Origin of the sequence: Bacillus sp. 2205SS5-2, assembly GCF_037024155.1 — a bacterium.
GTDB lineage: Bacteria > Bacillota > Bacilli > Bacillales > Bacillaceae_K > Bacillus_CI.
The window spans coordinates 113,888-132,097 of sequence record NZ_JAYKTS010000007.1 but is presented as its reverse complement, the minus strand read 5'-3'; the positions used below and the strand labels follow the sequence as shown (position 1 = coordinate 132,097).

The following is an 18,210-nucleotide window of genomic DNA, read 5'->3' as shown; positions in this document are numbered from 1 at the left end:
ACAATATTCGAAAGTTGACCTTTGCTTATTGGCAATAAACACGTACTTTTTTAGTGTAATTACCTTTATTTTATATGAAGGAGGATAAGGTTAAAAGAGGATTTATGTATTTTCCTATAAAACTTCTTTCTGTCTACTTCAATTGATCTACTTGAGTATATAAGAATAGGGATTTCATAGCTGTTGGAATCCCAATCATGCTATAAAAAGAATCAAATCAGATGAGCAACCTCTAATATGTTCCTTATCTTACTATAATTTAAACCCGACTATAGTGGTTTTTGACGAATGTAACCGAAATGTAATGATTGTCGTCGAACAAAAAAAGAAAAAGGGAACAATTTAGCCCCCTTCCTAGAAACGTGAATACCGACTAATATTTAACAAAACACCTATTGCAACCAGCATCAACGTCAAGGAGGAACCACCATAACTTAAAAATGGAAGTGTTATCCCTGTGACTGGCATTAATCCGGTTACTACTCCTACATTGATCATAACCTGGATGGCAACCATGGAAACGATTCCTACTGCAAGAAAGCTTCCAAACAAATCTGTTGCACCTAAGGAGATCCGAATTCCTCTCCATAACAATAGGGCAAACAACAAGAGAACGAAACTACCTCCAATGAAACCTAATTCCTCCGCAATGATTGCAAAAATAAAGTCATTCTGAGGTTCAGGAAGGTAAAAATATTTTTGCCTGCTCTCACCTAATCCTAAGCCAAATAACCCTCCCGGTCCGATTGCATATAGGGATTGAATCATTTGAAAACCACTTCCTAGAGGATCTTCCCACGGATCTAAAAATGAAGTAATTCGCTTCATTCTATATGGTGCTGATGCGACCAACCCAACAAATCCAAGTAAACCAAGCACACCTAACCAAGCAAAGTGAGAAATTTTGGCACCAGCAATAAAAATCATAACCACACAAGTCCCTACCATTACCGTGCCTGTACCTAAATCAGGTTGGAGCATAATTAGTCCAAAAGCTGTAAAAACTAACAATAGCGAAGGAAGAACACCTTTTCGGAAAGAGGTGATATATTTTTGGTCTTGAGACAAGTATTTAGCTAAAAAGGCAATCATGGCAAGTTTCATAAATTCTGAAGGTTGAATGGAAAAAGCACCTACCCCAATCCAACTTCTCGATCCATTTCTCTCCATTCCAATTCCAGGTATTAATACCGCAACCAATAAGATAAAACAAACAATCACTGCGATTTTTGCCCAATTTCTCCAAGTCCAGTAGTCTATTTTCATAACAAAGAACAAGGCAACAAGCCCTACCCCTGCAAACAATAGTTGACGTTTTACGAAAAAGAATTCATCCCCAAATTTAAATTCTGCCCATACTGCACTAGCACTATAAACCATGATTAAACCAAGAGACAATAATCCAAGTGTTACAAGAAGTAGAACAAAATCTGGGTTTGATTTTTTTACGGGCACAATAAACACCTCTATACACAGATTAGAGCCAGGTTAATGTCCCTTCCTACTAAAAATAGAATAAGAAAATAGAGACAAGCCCTTATTTTAGTTTATGCACCGCTTGAATAAACATGTCACCACGTTCTTCAAAAGTTTTGTATTGATCCCACGAAGCACAAGCTGGAGATAATAAGATGACATCTCCTTCTGCAGATAAATTATAAGCTGCAGGGACGGCACTTCCTACATTATCGACAGAAATAATCTGATCTATCCCTGCTTTCACTGCAGTTTCTTCCCATTTCTTTGATGTTTGACCAAAGGTGATCATTCCCTTTACATTTTTTAAATAGGGAATCAGTTCGTCAAAACTTTGACCACGATCTAATCCACCTGCTAGTAAAATGACTGGTTGCTCAAATGCTAAGAGAGCACTTTTGGTTGCGAGCGAGTTTGTTGCTTTTGAATCATTATAAAATTTTCTCCCGAATCGTTCTGCTACAAATTGAGTTCGATGTTTCACCCCGGCAAATTGGGTTAAGATTGAGACTATCGCCTCATTCTCCACCCCTAGGATTTTACAAACACAAATAGCGGCCAGAATATTTTCTGAGTTGTGTTTTCCTGGCAGAACTACATTCTCTAATTCAATAATTTCTTCTTCGTTATAAAAAAGCGATCCGTCTTTTATATAGCCTCCTCGCTTCAAAGTTGTTTCCGTTGAGAAAAACACTGTTTTAGCAAGACTTCCTTGAAATAACTCATTCAAGGCGGGTTGGTCTGCATTCAGGACCAAAAAATCTTCTTCCGTCTGGTTTTTAGTAATATTCTCTTTGGCTTTCGCATACTCCCTTTTGCTTCCATGATAATCTAAATGTGCTTCATACAAATTTGTCATAACTGCAATTTTGGGACGGAATGATTCAATTCCCATCAATTGGAAGGATGATAATTCAACCACCATCGTATTCTTCTCAGTTGCCTCTTGAGCAACTTCAGAGGCAACTGTACCTATGTTACCCGCTATTAACGGACTTCTTTGAGCTTCTTGTAACATTTCATAAATAAGAGTAGTTGTTGTCGTTTTCCCATTCGTCCCTGTAATGCCAATCATCGGTGCTTCTGATACTTCGTAGGCTAACTCAACTTCTGTTAAAATAGGAATCCCTTTAGCCAGTGCACCCGCAACGATAGGGTTGGTATAGGGAATTCCTGGATTCTTCACTATGTACTCAAATCCTTCATCCAATAAGTCAATCGGGTGTCCGCCGCAAATGACTTTTATTCCTTCAGCTAACAACCCTTTTGCTTCTGGATTTTCTGGTAATGTTTTAAAGTCATTGACTGTAACAAACGCTTCGAGCTTGTGAAGCAATCTAGCCGCACTGACACCGCTTTTCGCCAATCCTAAAACCAATACTTTTTTGTGCTGATATTTTGTCGTTTCTCTCATCACAACCACACCTCGATATAAATAGCTAACACTGCACATACTAACCCTACTAACCAAAACGTGGCTACAACCCGCCATTCAGACCATCCTACAAGCTCATAGTGATGGTGAAGAGGACTCATTCTAAAAATCCTTTTTCCAGTAGTTTTGAAGGAAATTACTTGTAATATGACACTCATCGTTTCAACTACAAACACTAAACCAATCAAGATTAATAAGATTTCAACTTTTAATAAAATTCCTATCGTGGCAAAGGCACCACCAAGCGCGAGTGATCCTGTATCCCCCATAAATACTTTTGCAGGGTGAACGTTAAACACTAAAAAACCAAGTACAGCACCAGCTACAGCCACAGAAAAGACTGCAATATCATATTGCGACTGGCTCCACGCTAATACCGCTAATGCGCCGAAGGCAATGGCTGCCGTGCCTGATACTAAACCATCGAGACCGTCCGTTAAGTTCACAGCATTTGAAAATCCGACTAACCAAAATATAATGAATAGGACATAAAACCATCCCAAGTCGAGCGACATATTCGTTAATGGAATACTTACTTCAGTTGAAAAACTATTTTGCACAAACACCACATAGAAAATGATTGAGATCACAATTTGACCAACTAATTTTTGTTTAGAGGTTAACCCAAGATTTCGCTTCATTACCACTTTGATAAAGTCATCTAAAAATCCTAGTAAGCCAAAACCTAAAGTTACTAATAAGAGTAAATACATTTCTACTCCTGGAGCTGAAAATTTCAACGTCATAACGAAGGTCGTAATCACAATCGATAAGAGAATGACGACGCCACCCATCGTTGGAGTACCCGTTTTTTTCAAATGTGATTTCGGTCCTTCTTCCCGAATGCTTTGGCCAAACTTTAGTCGTCGTAAAAAAGGAATAAAGAGAGGGGATAAGACAACAGTGATTAAAAACGCCATCACAATGGAAAAAATGATCACTTGCTCTAACATGTCTACCCCCTCCTTTCTAGCTGAGTAACTAAGTTCATCATTGTAATGACTTCGTCCACTGTATTTTGTTTATTGTTTGTATTTTGTTTATTGTTTGTATTTCTGTTTAATTTTAGTAAAACTTGTTTATTAACAACCAATTTCGTCATCTTCTCCCACTTTTCTTTCTGCAATATTTTCTTATAGTCTTGTAATAATAAGAATAGAAATGTTACTGGATGTTCAACAATAAAGACTGGAAAGTGATTAGGAAGCCACCGCGGAAGGGCTTGATCTGCCGAAATAACAACTGCAATACAGCCATTTTCCATTGCTGTTTTTATCTTTGTACAATCATTCGATAAAAATAATCCTTTCGGCATCTTTGTCTCTTCATCTAGTGAAAGGGTATGAAAGCAAATTCTCTGCTCTTTCAACCCATGTTCTTTCACTGAAAATTTTCGTATTTGTTCAATTCCGATCATACTCTACAAGCTCTTTAAGAGCTTCCTGACTCACGGACACATCATCAAATTCTAAAACATCTGTTCCAATGAGCTGATAACTTTCATGACCTTTTCCTGCGATAATAATTACATCGGATTTTTCCCCTTGTAATATGGCAGTGGTTATCGCCTGTTTCCGATCGACGATTGACGTATACTTCCCTACAATTCCTCCCCTTTCCATATCTTTGATAATACGGAGTGGATCTTCAGTTCTAGGATTATCTGTGGTGAAAATGGCATGATCAGCGAATTGACAGGCAACTAGAGCCATTTGAGGTCTTTTTAGTTTGTCTCGATCTCCTCCACAACCAACGACAACCCATACTTTCCCTTTTACAAACTTTTTAATCGTTTCAAGTACGTTTTTTAACCCGGCAGGTGTGTGCGCATAATCCACGATAACCATAAAGTCTTGGCCTTCTTGAATTAATTGAAAACGACCTTTTACTCCACTGAAGGATTTCATGCTTTCAACCATTTTCCCCAAAGGAATTTTCTCGATATACCCCGCGGCTATGGCAGCTAGTAGATTATAAACGTTGAATTCACCAACGATCGGAACCGTCACGTTTCTTTCCTCAGAAGGTGTTTGCAACGTAAACGTTGTACCATATTGATTCATATCGATATTCTTCGCCATAAAGTCCGCATTATTCCGAATACCATAGGTGAGGACATGAGCGGCTGTTGATTGGTAAAAGAAACCAGCCTCTGGGTCATCTATATTTAATATCGCATACTTCGGACGACTCGTGCTATAGGAATTCCCTAATTGAGAAAATAATAACCCCTTTGCATATCGATACTCTTCCATCGTACCATGATAATCGAGGTGATCTTGTGATAAATTCGTAAACACTGCCACATCAAAATCACACCCATGCACCCTACCTTGAACTAAAGCGTGGGAGGACACTTCCATTATGGCATGAGTCCCCTGTTCTTGTACTAACTTTGAAAAAAAGGGTTGTAAATACAAACTATTAGGTGTGGTATTCGACATAGTCGTTTCTTCTGAACCGATTCGACTATACAAAGTACCGACCAATCCGGTTTTCTTGGATGCATCGCGTAATATTTTTTCAATCATATGCGACGTGGTGGTCTTGCCATTTGTTCCGGTAATGCCGATTAAGGATAGCTTCTTGCTTGGCTGCCCATAGAAGTGATCTGCCAAAATAGCCATGGCTTTTCTTGTATTCTCAACAACGAGACAAGGAACGTTGTTGAGTAGAGGTTTCTCAGTTACAACCGCAACCGCTCCAGACTCAACCGCTTCATTCACAAAATCATGACTGTCGATTTTTTCACCTTTTATACAAAAGAAGAGGTCGCCTTGTTTTACATCCGAATGATGGTCTTTAAGTTGATGAATAAGGGGGTTTCCTGCTCCGTGCAGAGAGTACAAAGGCAATACTTTGATCAAAGTATGCAGTTTCATCGTTTCAACTCCTCATTTTAAAAAGCAGCCCATTCTATTTTACAAAAAAACGTTCTTGAAAGCTATGATGCATTTTCATATTTTACTTATAGCTTATTCGGAAAGGGCTAGGCATTATCCCATAAACTTATCTATTGGAGAAAAACTCGAATAGTACTTCTCTCTTCTACCTTTACACCGGGAAGAGGAGATTGCGTGACTACCTTATCCCCCTCTCCTGAAATATCTAAATTTAAATTGTAAAGTTGTTGAGACAATTCCTTTTTCGTTAAGCCTTTGAGGTCAGGAACCTCCACTAGTGGGACATCATCCCATTTTGCTTTTTTTTCAATTTGATCTTTACGTGGCTGAACTTCAAGGGCAGACATTATATCTTCAATCATATTCCCTACGATTGGAGCCGCAACAACGCCTCCAAATTGAACGGTATTTTTCGGGTTATCGACCGCTAAATAGACCACCACTTGAGGGTCATCCATTGGGGCGACTCCCATAAATGAAACAATATGATTATTCTCAAGATATTTTCCTTCGTCGACTTTTTGTGCGGTTCCCGTTTTTCCACCTACCCGATAAGAATCGACAAACGCACCACGACCAGTTCCAACTGCTACAACACTTTCTAAGGCATGGCGAATTTCATCGGAAGCTTCTTTTGAAATGACTTGTCGTTTGGCAATTGGCGAATTTCTCATCACCACTTCCCCTGTTTGAGGATCCACTAATTCTTTGGCAATATAAGGCTGATACAAGGTGCCACCATTTACAGCCGCAGAAACGGCCGCTACTTGTTGAATCGGCGTTACAGCCACCCCTTGCCCAAATGCGGTTGTCGCAAGTTCAACAGGACCTACTCGGTCAAGGTCAAATAATATGCCCGTCCCTTCCCCTTGTAAATCAATGCCGGTTTTTTCTCCAAAACCAAAATCTTCAATATACTTAAATAGCGTCTCTTTCCCTAGCCGCTCCCCTAGTTCAACAAAACCTGGGTTACATGAATTTTGGACAACTTCTAAATATGTCTGATCCCCATGACCTCCTCGACTCCAGCAATGCAGGGTTGATCCTGCGACTTCGGTATAACCCGGATCATAAAAATGTTCATTTTCTAAGTCCACCAAATCTTCTTCAATCGCTGCTGCTAACGTGATAATTTTAAAGGTGGAGCCCGGCTCGTATGTGCTCCAAATCGGTAAATTCCGATTATACACTTCTTGGGGCACTTCTTGAAAGTTAGCCGGATCAAAAGTCGGTCGAGAAGACATTGCTACTATCTCACCGGTGTTAGGGTTCATCGCTATGGCGATGATACCATCGGGATCATATAGCGCTTGCGCATTATCCAATTCCCGTTCCATAATGGTTTGTACTTTTTTATCGATCGTTAATCGCAAATCTAGACCATCAACCGGTGGAGCAAAATCGTCTGCCATGTTTGGCATTCCTTTCCCTTTAGCATCGGCATAAAATTGAACCGACCCTCTTTCCCCGCTCAATTCTTTATCGTAGTATTTCTCTAAACCCATTAACCCTTGATTATCTATTCCCGCAAAACCTAGAACATGAGAAAGATAACTACCATTTGGATAGTATCTAGTTGAATCCTCGGCAATATAAACACCTTTCAATTTTAAATCTTCAACTTCTTGCGCTTTTTCATAAGAAATTTTTCTTCCTTCTGGAATACGTTCAATACTAGTCTTTTTCGTGATATGTCCGTAAGCTTTTTCTTTTGACATATTTAAGGTAGCAGCCAAAATTTCCGCTGTTTTGACGGGGTCCTCAATTTGTCTCGGCACCACGTAAACCGTCGGAGAACTTTGATTAGTCGCTAATTCTGCTCCATTCCGATCAAGTATTTTTCCTCGCTCCGGTTCAAAAGGAATATTCCGACTCCACGAATCCTTCGCTAAACCGGTCAGTTCATTTCCTAAGAAAAATTGAACATACCCAAGCCGAAAATCAATCACAGCAAAGATCATAATCCCTATCAGAAACGTATAAGTCAACCGCTTTCTAACAGTAACATTTGATACTCTCTTCATCTTGTCCCTCCTCATCCTATCAGTTCAATATATGCTTGTACCAAATGAGATATGAAAAAGGAACGGTGTAAGTTACCGATACTGTGAAACACTATTCGTCGAAGACAAAAAACAGCAAAACAACTAGACTAACGAAAAGTGGAAGTAGTTTCCCTGGCGTGCTAGACAAATGGCTTTTCACGGAGTAGATCCTATGTAGTTACACATGCCTTAAGCCTCTAGAAGCCGCATCTACATATAGAAATTTATAACCGTCCGCCCAACCTTGTAATGACCTCACCCTCACTAATATCCAAGCAAAAAAGCTACCTAATGAAAGGCAGCTTTTAGTTAAGTGGAGCAGACTCCAAATCTACTTCACTACTTGAATTTTGCATACTTTGCAGAGGTGTTTCTAGGGTTACTGTCAACAAATCTCCTTTTTGTATAGTTGATTGACTAGCTAAATTCTGCTTTACGACGAAACCACTTCCGGTCATATTAAAGCGTAGTCCCGTTGCGTTCACTACTTTTAATACATCACGCAATGCCCAACCCGTCATATCGGGAATGATAGCCTCACCTTCTGTTTTGATAATCACTTTTTCTCCGGATAGAACCTTCTCCCCACTACTTGGATAGACGTCTTTAATCGTTGAGCCTTTCCCAATAATAACTGGCTCTAATGAAAGGTCAGTTAGTTTTTTCGAGATATCTTTAACCGAGCGTCGCTGAATGTCTGGAATAGTGACTTCATTCGTATCAACAGACTCATCAGGTTCAATGTTTAAGTATTTTAAAGAGTTTTGCATTACAGGATTAAACACCTTCGACACTGGAATAGAACCAAATTCATCACCAGGAAAATTCGGTTGTTGAATCGCAACATACACGATCAACTGTGGATCCTCTGACGGAGCCATCCCCAGGAAAGAAAACAAGTAATCTGTTCTTGATCCACTTTTATCTAGATATTTCCCGGTATTAGGATCTGCAATTTGTGCGGTCCCTGACTTCCCTGAAACTTGATAACCTTCAATATCAAAATATTTCCCAGTCCCATCAGGAGAGGTCACAGTCGTTTCAAGGTATTCACGAACTAATTTAGCTGATTCAGGTGAAATAGGTTCTCCAACAACAGTAGGTTTGTTTTCCTTAACAATTTCATTGGAGCTAGGGTTCACAACTTTTCGAATGACATAGGGCTTCATCATTTTTCCATCATTTGCGATTGCCGATTCCGCTTGTATAATTTGCAGCGGTGTCAATGTTGTTCCTTGCCCAAAGACGGTGGTCACTTTCTCTATTGGGTAATGATAGAGTATTTGACCTGATGCTTCATTCGGTAATTCAATTCCTGTTGGCACACCAAAATGAAAACGATCTAAATATTCACGGTAAGTTTCTTCGCCCATTAATTCCAGCAAATACGCAAAGGCAACGTTAGAAGAATGTTGCACACCTTCAAGAAACGTGATTACGCCCCAACCATTTCCGTAGTTATGATCCCGAATTGGTACGTCCCCAACATAATAGGTACCCGATTGATACGTTGCATTTGGGTTGAACGAACCTGAGTCAACAGCTGCAGCTAAAGAAAATGATTTCATCGTCGAACCAGGTTCAATGGAAGCTTCGACAACTTCATTCTTCCAATTATCTAACCCAATCCTTGTATCAGGATGAAAGGTTGGACGCTGACCCATTCCTAAAATCTCGCCTGTTTTTGGGTCTGCGACAATAGCGATCATTTTTTCTGGTTTATACTCTGCCTCAACTCGGCTCAAGGCGTCTTCTAAAAAGGTCTGAATTTTGTTTTCAAGTGTTAAATGAACATCAAACCCATCCTGAGGTGGAGTCATTAATTCTTCTCCGTTTGGAAGAAGATACCCCCATTTATCCGAATCATATTGAATTTTTCCGTCTACACCCGAGAGCATGTCGTTCAAGCTGCTTTCTATCCCCATCTTCCCTGACGTGACCATCTTGCCGTCGACTTCTTCGCTCATTACAAATCCAATTAAGTGAGAGGCAAATGTACCATTTGGATAGAAGCGTTTTGATTCTTCAATAAATGAAATTCCCGGAAGGTTCTTCTCAGCTAATTCATTTTTAATGAAAGAAGGAATGTCCCTTCCAGCAGCCCCAAACTCAACTTGTTTTGCACCTTTTTTTGTTAAACGCGCAAAAATTCCGGTTTCGCTCATCTCAATATATTGAGATAAAATCTCAGCAGTTTTTCGTGGATCCGTCACATGATTTGGGTTCTCAATATCTGCTGTTAAAGAACTATCTAAAACCGCAATTAATTTGTAGGAAGTGGATTCTTCTGCTATCACTTGACCATTTTGATCGTAAATCGTTCCGCGTTTTGATTCCAATATGCGGTTTTTCGCATATTTCTCTGCCGCTTCAGCAGAAAGCACTCGGCCTTCCACTTCTCCTGTTACTTGTATAGTTACAAACCTAACAATTAATAAAAAAAAGAGCAGACCGAATATCGAAAACAATATTCCTGCTCCTATTTTCCTCGCAACTCTTCTCTTCATCATCGTGATTCAACAACCTTAATATTTTCTTCCTTTAAATCTAATCCTGACCGCTTTGCTTTTTCTAAAATTCGGTCATACTCGCTTAGTTCACCTATTTGAACTTTAAGATTTTCATTAACCTTTTGTTGTGATTCAATCGAGGATTCCACCTCTTGAATGCCTTTATTCACCTCATAAATCGCTGCCTGAGTAGTCACTATTTGAACAGCCAAAAAACTGACAATGGCAATTAGAATCGAGAAAAGTAGTTTTTCTCCGGCTGTAAACAATCTTTTTGCAACTCGGGGTTTTGAGGTTGGTTGTTTAGATGGTTGAACATGAGTGACGGTTTGATCTTGATATTTTCTCGCAAGATTACTCATTTAGATTTCCCCTCTCTCCTCCATTTTCGCTATCATTTATTTTTTTCTGCAATTCTTAACTTTGCAGACCGAGCCCGATTATTGCTCTCTAACTCTTCTTCCGAGGGTAAAATCGGCTTTCTGGTTACGAGCTTTACTGTTGGCTGATACCCTTCAGGTATGATGGGTAAACCCGGCGGAAGATCTGGACCTTTTGCTAAATCTCTAAATACCGATTTACAAATTCGGTCTTCTAATGAATGGAAAGTAATTACACTGATTCTTCCGTTTTTTTTCAGGAGATCAATAGCCTGCTTAATAGAATCTTCAAAAACACCCAATTCATTATTTACTGCAATTCGAATTGCCTGAAAGACTCTTTTCGCTGGATGGCCACCTTTTCGCCTTGCTGGAGCGGGTATTCCCTCTTTTATTAAATCCACCAATTCTCCTGTGGTATTAATCGGAGCTAGTTCTCGAGCTGCTTCAATTTTCCGGGCAATTTGTTTAGAAAATTTTTCTTCTCCATACTGAAAGAAGATTCGAACGAGCTTCTCGTATGACCACTCGTTCACCACATCAAAAGCAGACACATCTCCTTCAAGGTCCATTCGCATATCTAACGGGGCATCATGATGGTAGCTAAATCCACGCTCGGGGGTATCTAACTGAGGAGATGAAACTCCAAGATCATATAAAATCCCATCAACTTTTTCAATTCCTCTATCATTTAATTCTCTTTTAATATGCTGGAAATTCGACTGAATGAAAGTCACTTTAGCTTCATAAGGAGCTAATTTCATCTTGGCATAATTAAGGGCCGTTTCATCTTGATCGAAAGCAAATAAATGTCCATCTGGATTTAGTTGAGAAAGTAAGTATTCACTATGACCTGCTCCGCCTAACGTACAATCCACATAAATCCCATTTGGCTTAACGTGTAAACCATCTACTGTCTCTTTTAATAACACTGTTGTATGAGTAAACATGTTTTTCAACCTTTCCAATCGAATAATTCGCCTTAAATATCAATTCCAATCATATTTTCGGCAAGCTCTGCAAAGGAGTCCTCTGATTGTGTAAAGTAGTCTTCCCATAATGTCTTACTCCAAATCTCAATTCGATTGGAAACACCAAGAACCACACACTCTTTTTCAAGTTTCGCATACGTTGTGAGAGTTGACGGCAAATTAATTCTTCCCTGCTTGTCCAATTCGCACTCTGTAGCACCTGAAAAGAAAAATCGAGTAAAAGCACGAGCATCTTTCTTCGTAAGTGGTAATACTTTTAACTTTTCTTCTAGTAGCTTCCATTCATCCTGAGGATATCCAAACAAACATTGGTCCAATCCACGAGTTATCACAAAAGAATCACCTAAGTGGTCACGGAATTTCGCGGGAACAATAAGTCGTCCCTTTTGATCAATCGAATGATGGTATTCTCCCATGAACATAAGCTACCCCCACTTTCACCCATAACTTTACCACATCCCCCCACTTTTCACCACTTCTTTTTGTGAATATCTTGGCATTTTTATGTAAGGCTCCTTTCGTATACATTCTGGCTTTTTTCATCTAATTTTTGACTAAATCCTCCATTTCATTGTTGATTTCTATCAAAAACAGACGGATCTAGCTGCAGTGGCTTGCGGCTCGGGGTCAAATGAATAACCCTCCAGCGATGCAGGCATCACCTCCGAGTTCTTCATTTGCCTAACGCCGCTGGGCAGCCACTTCCGCTTTTCGTGATCCAGCTGCGGTGGCTAGGGACTCGGGCATTTGTCAGACCACTGCGTGAAGCAGGCTTCACTACGTGTTCTGCCAGATGCCTGCCGTCCCTGGGCAGCCACTTCCGCTTTTCGTGATCCAGCTGCGGTGGCTAGGGACTCGGGCATTTGTCAGACCACTGCGTGAAGCAGGCTTCACTACGTGTTCTGCCAGATGCCTGCCGTCCCTGGGCAGCCACTTCCACTTTTCGTGAATGATGCCCGAAACAAAGCTATCACAGATGATTAACTGAAACGAAAAGCCACAATCTTTGCAAAAACAGCCTTATGTAAAACAAAAAACTTATCCACTTGTGGATAAGTTTTTATCTTTTCACCGATCTAGTTCACTTGTTTATAACGGGATGACATGGAAAAAGAACGAAAGAACACCCTCTTTAATTAGCGCTTTTTCCGCAAAATTCTTGCTTTTCACAGATGGGTATCTTCTATTAATTTGAATGATTTCTATGAATTTTTTCCGAACGAAAACAGTACGAATATCGACAATTGAATTCAATAGCAACATTTTATACGAATTCAATCTTTGAATAAAATGCGCAGGCATCTCCCTCAAACTTGATTAAACATGAATCAAGTTATGCGTTCCGTCCCATGTGTAAGGTAAATCTAACAAATCTGTAACAAAAGATTCTCCATATTTGTTAAGAAAGTAAAATACATTCCAAACTCTTTCTTGTGGCGCATCCTCAGGAAGAAGTGCCGCAGTAATCCGGTCATATTTGTCGAGAACTACCTTTTCTCTGAATAGAATACTCTTTTCAATCTTGTTCTCTAAAAAATGAAGTTGATTAAGATGAATTGCAAGATTCTTTTCAACTAACGGAATCAGGCCTTTTTCTATTGTTTCAGCTCTCAAGGTTATATTCTCATACTGTTGAGCAAGAAATTGTTTTGTTTGATCAAGGTAAGTCTGTAACTCTTCATCTTTTATACTTCCAATGAACGCAGCTTTGTCTTTCTTTAATCCGTCACGAATAACCAAGTCCGCTTCTTTATCAAGTTCTCTTAACAGCTGTTGAATCTCCCGCTCTACAAATGTAATGTTTTGCCTCGGGACTATCGGAGGCATCTTTAAGTCCATTTCTTCGAAGCTCTTCTTTAATTCTCCCCAATAAGCGATTTCCCCTGGTCCTGCTATGAAGGCCAATGTCGGAAATAACCATTCCTGCATTAATGGTCGAGTAACAACATTATTACTAAACATATGAGGACTCTCTTCTAAAAGTAAACGCAACTGATCCATACTCCAGTTTATCTGAGTATTTTTCCCTACACCCCCATTTGGAGTCATCTCTAGCAAAAGCCGCTCTCCTTTATGTTGTACAAACAAATTCATACTTTGTTTGGACGCTTCAATCATCGGTTGAAATCCATCGTCTTGGATTTGGGTTTGTTGAAGGAGAAGTTTGCCCGTAATGGCTGAATGTTTTTCAAGTAATTGTCGAAAGAAAGGGGCTTCTATTTCACGTAATGATGGGTTTGCAGAATCAATAATCAATAGTCCCTCATCTTTAAAAAGTTCCATAACAATATAACTAAACAAGTCGACGATTGAAGTTGTCGATTCAATCGCAACTTCAATAAACTTCAATAAATCATTCGTGTAGAATGTTTCGCCGAAGTGCTCGAATACGGACCGAATCCAATTACTCATTTTATCTTTATCAAATTCTAACGAGGAGACCATCTGTTTTTCCAAGTTGCTTTCCGGATAACTCAGTTTAAAAGACTTTCCTTCATCAAAGGCAAACACATGATTAATCTCTTGATAATCGTGGTCCTCACCAGCAATCCAAAAGACTGGGATAACTGGTACATTCAACGCTTGCTCTTGTTGTTTGGCAAGCACAATAATAGAAATAATCTTATGTATAGAATAAAGTGGACCAGTTAAGAGACCGGCCTGTTGGCCACCTATCACAACAACTCCATTTGTTTTTAATTTCCGTAAGGAATCATTCACTTTTTCTGACGAAGGAAAGGGGTTCATATAATCTTCGATACATTTTGCTAGTTTTCTTCGTTGAAAATCCCGCATCTCTAGGTCTTTGACCCTCTGTTCATAAAGAGAAGATTGACTTAGGTCATAATGAAAATAATCGGTAACAGGCTTTTCCTGGTGTAAGTATAGTGAGGCAAAACGATTTGTTGCCGGAATTGAGAACTTCTCCAGTTCCATAGTGTTGTAACTCCTTTACTTTGCTTCTAAAATGCTAAATATCAGTATAGCATTCTCTATTAATAAAAGAAAAAAACTTGCTTAAATGGTCATGAGAATTCTAGACACTACCCCGTATAAAAGCAAAAAAACATATGCTAAGCTTAACAACAAAAAACTCACTCTCCATAATCCCTTAAATAATTTAGGAAATATTATTTCTTTTTTCACTTTCCAATACATCAAAACGAACAAGGTTGCCATCACTAGCATCATCAGCACAAGCAACCATATATAAGAACGCTCCCAAATAGTCAAAATGATAAAATGAACAGAAAAGAACAAAAACACTGTTGATGTATCAATCGCAACATTAACAGCTTTTCGGTGGTTCTTAGTGGATTGTTTCATAATAATAAAGACAAAAAAATACACCAAAAAGGGCATCGTAACCAAAAAACCACCAACAGATGAAAAAATAAGTGTCATATTCGCTTCCCCCTCTTTAACTCCTCTCCTTGAATACTTTTCACTAATAGCGGAATGAGGTGAAGAGTGCTCTTATTCTTTTCTGCTTGTAGAAGAACAAATCCAAGAATTGCATCGATTTCTGTTTGCCTTCCGTTCTCAAGATCTGCCAACATGGAAGAACGATTGTGATACGTATTTTGACACACAGTAACAATTTTCTCCATTGAACATAGATCTGATAAATCCCCAAACACTACCTCAAGTTCCCTATATAAATCCTGAGCAATTGAAAAAAAATGCGGATTCTCAACTAACTCACCGTTAGAGACTTTAAAAAGCGCTGTCAATGGATTGATTACCGAATTGATAACCAGTTTCTCGAGTAGAAGAGTGTTGTAATTTGACGCATACTCAAAAGGGAACTCCTTCTCAAAAAGATTTATGGACGAATAAACGGGGTCCTTCTCTCCTTTAAAGACGGAAAGGCTCGTCTTCCCTTCCCCTCTATGAGATACAGACGTATCATCAAGACGTGTTGCTCCATGACTCACAGTCCCAACAAAAATACTTCGAGCTGGAAGGTTGCTCAAATTCTGCAAATGATTCATTCCATTTTGCAAAAAAATTAACGTCGTCTCAGGAGCTAAGTCGTGAAGAGTAGGGAGAATTTGATCGAGTTGATACTGTTTTACAGTAATAAACACCACCTCAAAGTCATTTTGTTGAAGCATTGTAGAAAACGGCATAGCTGTAATCCTTACTTTTCTAGAGGTATCTGAAACCGTAAGTGTCAGTCCTTTTTCATTCAATTGCTTAGCTTGATTTTGTCTGCGGGTAAAGAGGGTAACTGAATGTCTTTCTTGTAAATACGCGGCATAGAGCATTCCAATCGCTCCAGAACCAACAATGGCAATTTTCAACATCATTCTCTTCCTTTTTTATAATCTATAGGTAATGTAACGAACCCATGACGTTCATTCAATTAATCTTACTAAAAACTTGACCTGATTGATTCTTAATTATTCTTAATACTCTAATTATAGACATATTTAGCTTTCTTTGTCTTGTGCATAAATAAAAAAACGCATGATATGAAAGTTCATATCATACGTTGAGGCTTTAATTAGACAGGATAAACAGGGTGTTTCCGCTCACTAAATACCACTTCTTTTGTCGAATATAATGCAAAGCGGCGACTAAGAACACTTCTTAACTCATTCGGTTCAACAATGTCATCGATGATTAATTCGGATGCTAATTTATAAACATCAATGTGCTCTTGGTATTCCTTTTGCTTTTCCTGAACAAATTGTACTTTTTCTTTTGGGTCTTCGATCGCTTCAATTTTATTTGAATACACCGCATTAACCGCAGCCTCTGGTCCCATTACTGCGATTTGAGCCGACGGCAATGCAATACAGCAATCAGGTTCAAAAGCCGGACCTGCCATTGCATACAAGCCTGCTCCATACGCTTTTCGAACGACAACCGAAATTTTCGGAACCGTTGCTGAACTCATGGCAGCAACAAGTTTAGCACCATGACGAATAATACCAGCTCGTTCTACCTTAGTACCAATCATAAACCCTGGTACATCTGCTAAAAAGAGAAGCGGAATATGGAAAGCGTCACATAAGGTTATAAATTTGGCCGCCTTATCGGCAGAATCCACGAAGAGGACGCCACCTTTCATTTTAGGCTGATTTGCAACAATTCCAACAACCTTTCCATTCAATCTAGCTAGCCCTGTTATCATTTCAGGCGCAAAAAGTTTTTTGATTTCAAAAAAGCTTCCTTCATCAATTATTGTATCAATACACTCATACATGTCAAAAGGGGCATTTTGATGTTTAGGAATAATGTTTTCAAGATGCTTCCCTTCTTTTGGAGAGACACTATCCACTTCAGAAGCTCGTTCATGAAAATTAGCCGGAAAGTATGTTAAATATTTTCTGGCCGCCGAAATCCCTTCTTCTTCAGATGAAACAAGCATATCACCGCAACCACTTATCGAGCAATGCATCCGTGCTCCGCCCATTTCCTCTAAGGTTACCTTTTCACCGATAACTTTTTCTGCCATACGTGGGGACCCTAAATACATCGAGGCATTCCCCTCAACCATGATGACAATATCACAAAAAGCTGGAATATAGGCACCACCAGCAGCTGATGGTCCAAATAACAAACAGATTTGAGGCACCATTCCTGAGAGCTTGACTTGATTATGAAAGATTCTACCGGCTCCACGCCTGTTAGGAAACATTTCAAGCTGGTCGGTAATTCGTGCCCCTGCTGAATCCACCAAATAATACATCGGTACTTTCAATTTTAGAGCGGTTTCTTGAATCCGAATAATTTTCTCAACCGTTCTAGATCCCCAAGATCCCGCTTTTACCGTGGAGTCATTTGCCATCACACAAACGGTTTGGCCCTTTACTTCGCCTATTGCGGTTACCACACCGTCAGCTGGAAGATCTGATTCTTTAAAATTAGCCAATATACCATCTTCTTCGTATTCCCCACCATCGAATAAAAGTGAAAGACGATCCCGCACAAAGAGTTTGTTTTGTTCTTTTAGTTTTTCATGATATTTCGGGTGTCCTCCTGCTTTTACTTGCTCTCTTTTTTCATTCAAAGTCATTTCTTCCAACTTAGAAGTTGTCACCTAAATTCCCCCTTTGTTCTCTTTAGCTTTGGCTGTTTTCACAAAGATTGTGGCTTTTCGAATTATCCCTCAATTGGTGTTGAAGATTGACTTCGGGCATCTTTTCGCATCATTTTCAACCCGAAATGAGGAATGAAAAGAGTGTTTCCATCCTTTTTGTATACGGCAGCAACAAAGTATGCGAAAAGAGCCTTAGCTTTTAATTAAAAATAAAACGTCCCCTTCATTTACAAAATCCCCAATATTAACTTTAATTTCCTCCACTTTTCCACCCAAAGTCGACTCAATAGGAATCTCCATTTTCATGGATTCTATTTTTAAGACTTCTTGACCAAATGAAACTTCTTCTCCACTCGTCACATTCACTTCTAAGACTGTTCCTGCCATCGTTGCTGTAATTTCTTTCATGTTTATTTC

16 protein-coding genes are annotated in these 18,210 nt (G+C 39.3%); all 16 read right to left on the bottom strand.

Annotated features, from left to right (window positions below):
* Nucleotides 1–354 precede the first annotated feature (354 nt).
* Complete coding sequence (spoVE, locus tag U8D43_RS07315; protein ID WP_335870523.1) at nucleotides 355–1,455, bottom strand: stage V sporulation protein E; 1,101 nt, start codon at nucleotides 1,453–1,455, stop codon at nucleotides 355–357.
* Nucleotides 1,456–1,537: 82 nt separating this feature from the next.
* Nucleotides 1,538–2,890 carry a UDP-N-acetylmuramoyl-L-alanine--D-glutamate ligase gene (gene murD / locus U8D43_RS07310; RefSeq protein ID WP_335870522.1) on the bottom strand — a complete coding sequence of 451 codons (1,353 nt, stop codon included), beginning with the start codon at nucleotides 2,888–2,890 and terminating at the stop codon, nucleotides 1,538–1,540.
* Nucleotides 2,890–3,864: a phospho-N-acetylmuramoyl-pentapeptide-transferase gene (mraY, locus tag U8D43_RS07305; RefSeq protein ID WP_335870521.1), complete on the bottom strand. Its 975-nt coding sequence runs from the start codon at nucleotides 3,862–3,864 to the stop codon at nucleotides 2,890–2,892. The genes murD and mraY overlap by 1 nt, the downstream gene beginning before the upstream one ends.
* 2 nt (nucleotides 3,865–3,866) lie before the next feature.
* Nucleotides 3,867–4,328 carry a hypothetical protein gene (locus U8D43_RS07300; RefSeq protein WP_335870520.1) on the bottom strand — a complete coding sequence of 154 codons (462 nt, stop codon included), beginning with the start codon at nucleotides 4,326–4,328 and terminating at the stop codon, nucleotides 3,867–3,869.
* Entirely contained in the window at nucleotides 4,315–5,793 is a 1,479-nt protein-coding gene (locus U8D43_RS07295; protein WP_335870519.1) for a UDP-N-acetylmuramoyl-L-alanyl-D-glutamate--2,6-diaminopimelate ligase, read from the bottom strand. Before U8D43_RS07295 ends, U8D43_RS07300 begins: the two co-directional genes overlap by 14 nt.
* A 131-nt stretch (nucleotides 5,794–5,924) precedes the next feature.
* A complete protein-coding gene (locus tag U8D43_RS07290) occupies nucleotides 5,925–7,838 on the bottom strand; it encodes a stage V sporulation protein D (RefSeq protein ID WP_335870518.1) in 1,914 nt (637 codons plus the stop codon).
* A 326-nt stretch (nucleotides 7,839–8,164) separates the two neighbouring features.
* Nucleotides 8,165–10,369 carry a penicillin-binding protein gene (locus tag U8D43_RS07285; RefSeq protein ID WP_335870517.1) on the bottom strand — a complete coding sequence of 735 codons (2,205 nt, stop codon included), beginning with the start codon at nucleotides 10,367–10,369 and terminating at the stop codon, nucleotides 8,165–8,167.
* Entirely contained in the window at nucleotides 10,366–10,731 is a 366-nt protein-coding gene (gene ftsL, locus U8D43_RS07280) for a cell division protein FtsL (protein ID WP_335870516.1), read from the bottom strand. The genes U8D43_RS07285 and ftsL overlap by 4 nt, the downstream gene beginning before the upstream one ends.
* 32 nt (nucleotides 10,732–10,763) lie before the next feature.
* The gene (gene rsmH, locus U8D43_RS07275) at nucleotides 10,764–11,699 is read right to left on the bottom strand and encodes a 16S rRNA (cytosine(1402)-N(4))-methyltransferase RsmH (protein WP_335870515.1); all 936 of its coding nucleotides are present in this window, start codon (nucleotides 11,697–11,699) and stop codon (nucleotides 10,764–10,766) included.
* Nucleotides 11,700–11,731: 32 nt separating this feature from the next.
* A complete protein-coding gene (mraZ, locus tag U8D43_RS07270) occupies nucleotides 11,732–12,163 on the bottom strand; it encodes a division/cell wall cluster transcriptional repressor MraZ (RefSeq protein WP_335870514.1) in 432 nt (143 codons plus the stop codon).
* A 309-nt stretch (nucleotides 12,164–12,472) separates the two neighbouring features.
* Complete coding sequence (locus U8D43_RS07265) at nucleotides 12,473–12,604, bottom strand: hypothetical protein (RefSeq protein ID WP_335870513.1); 132 nt, start codon at nucleotides 12,602–12,604, stop codon at nucleotides 12,473–12,475.
* Nucleotides 12,605–13,058: 454 nt separating this feature from the next.
* Nucleotides 13,059–14,678, bottom strand: a complete 1,620-nt coding sequence (bshC, locus tag U8D43_RS07260) for a bacillithiol biosynthesis cysteine-adding enzyme BshC (protein WP_335870512.1) — start codon at nucleotides 14,676–14,678, stop codon at nucleotides 13,059–13,061.
* Nucleotides 14,679–14,759: 81 nt separating this feature from the next.
* Nucleotides 14,760–15,146, bottom strand: coding sequence for a DUF3397 domain-containing protein (locus U8D43_RS07255; protein ID WP_335870511.1), 387 nt, complete (start codon nucleotides 15,144–15,146; stop codon nucleotides 14,760–14,762).
* The gene (locus tag U8D43_RS07250; RefSeq protein ID WP_335870510.1) at nucleotides 15,143–16,051 is read right to left on the bottom strand and encodes a 2-dehydropantoate 2-reductase; all 909 of its coding nucleotides are present in this window, start codon (nucleotides 16,049–16,051) and stop codon (nucleotides 15,143–15,145) included. Before U8D43_RS07250 ends, U8D43_RS07255 begins: the two co-directional genes overlap by 4 nt.
* A 200-nt stretch (nucleotides 16,052–16,251) precedes the next feature.
* On the bottom strand, nucleotides 16,252–17,769 hold the full coding sequence (locus U8D43_RS07245; protein WP_335870564.1) for an acyl-CoA carboxylase subunit beta: 1,518 nt from the start codon (nucleotides 17,767–17,769) through the stop codon (nucleotides 16,252–16,254).
* Nucleotides 17,770–17,985: 216 nt separating this feature from the next.
* The gene (locus U8D43_RS07240; protein WP_335870509.1) at nucleotides 17,986–18,201 is read right to left on the bottom strand and encodes a biotin/lipoyl-containing protein; all 216 of its coding nucleotides are present in this window, start codon (nucleotides 18,199–18,201) and stop codon (nucleotides 17,986–17,988) included.
* Between the last annotated feature and the right edge of the window lie 9 nt (nucleotides 18,202–18,210).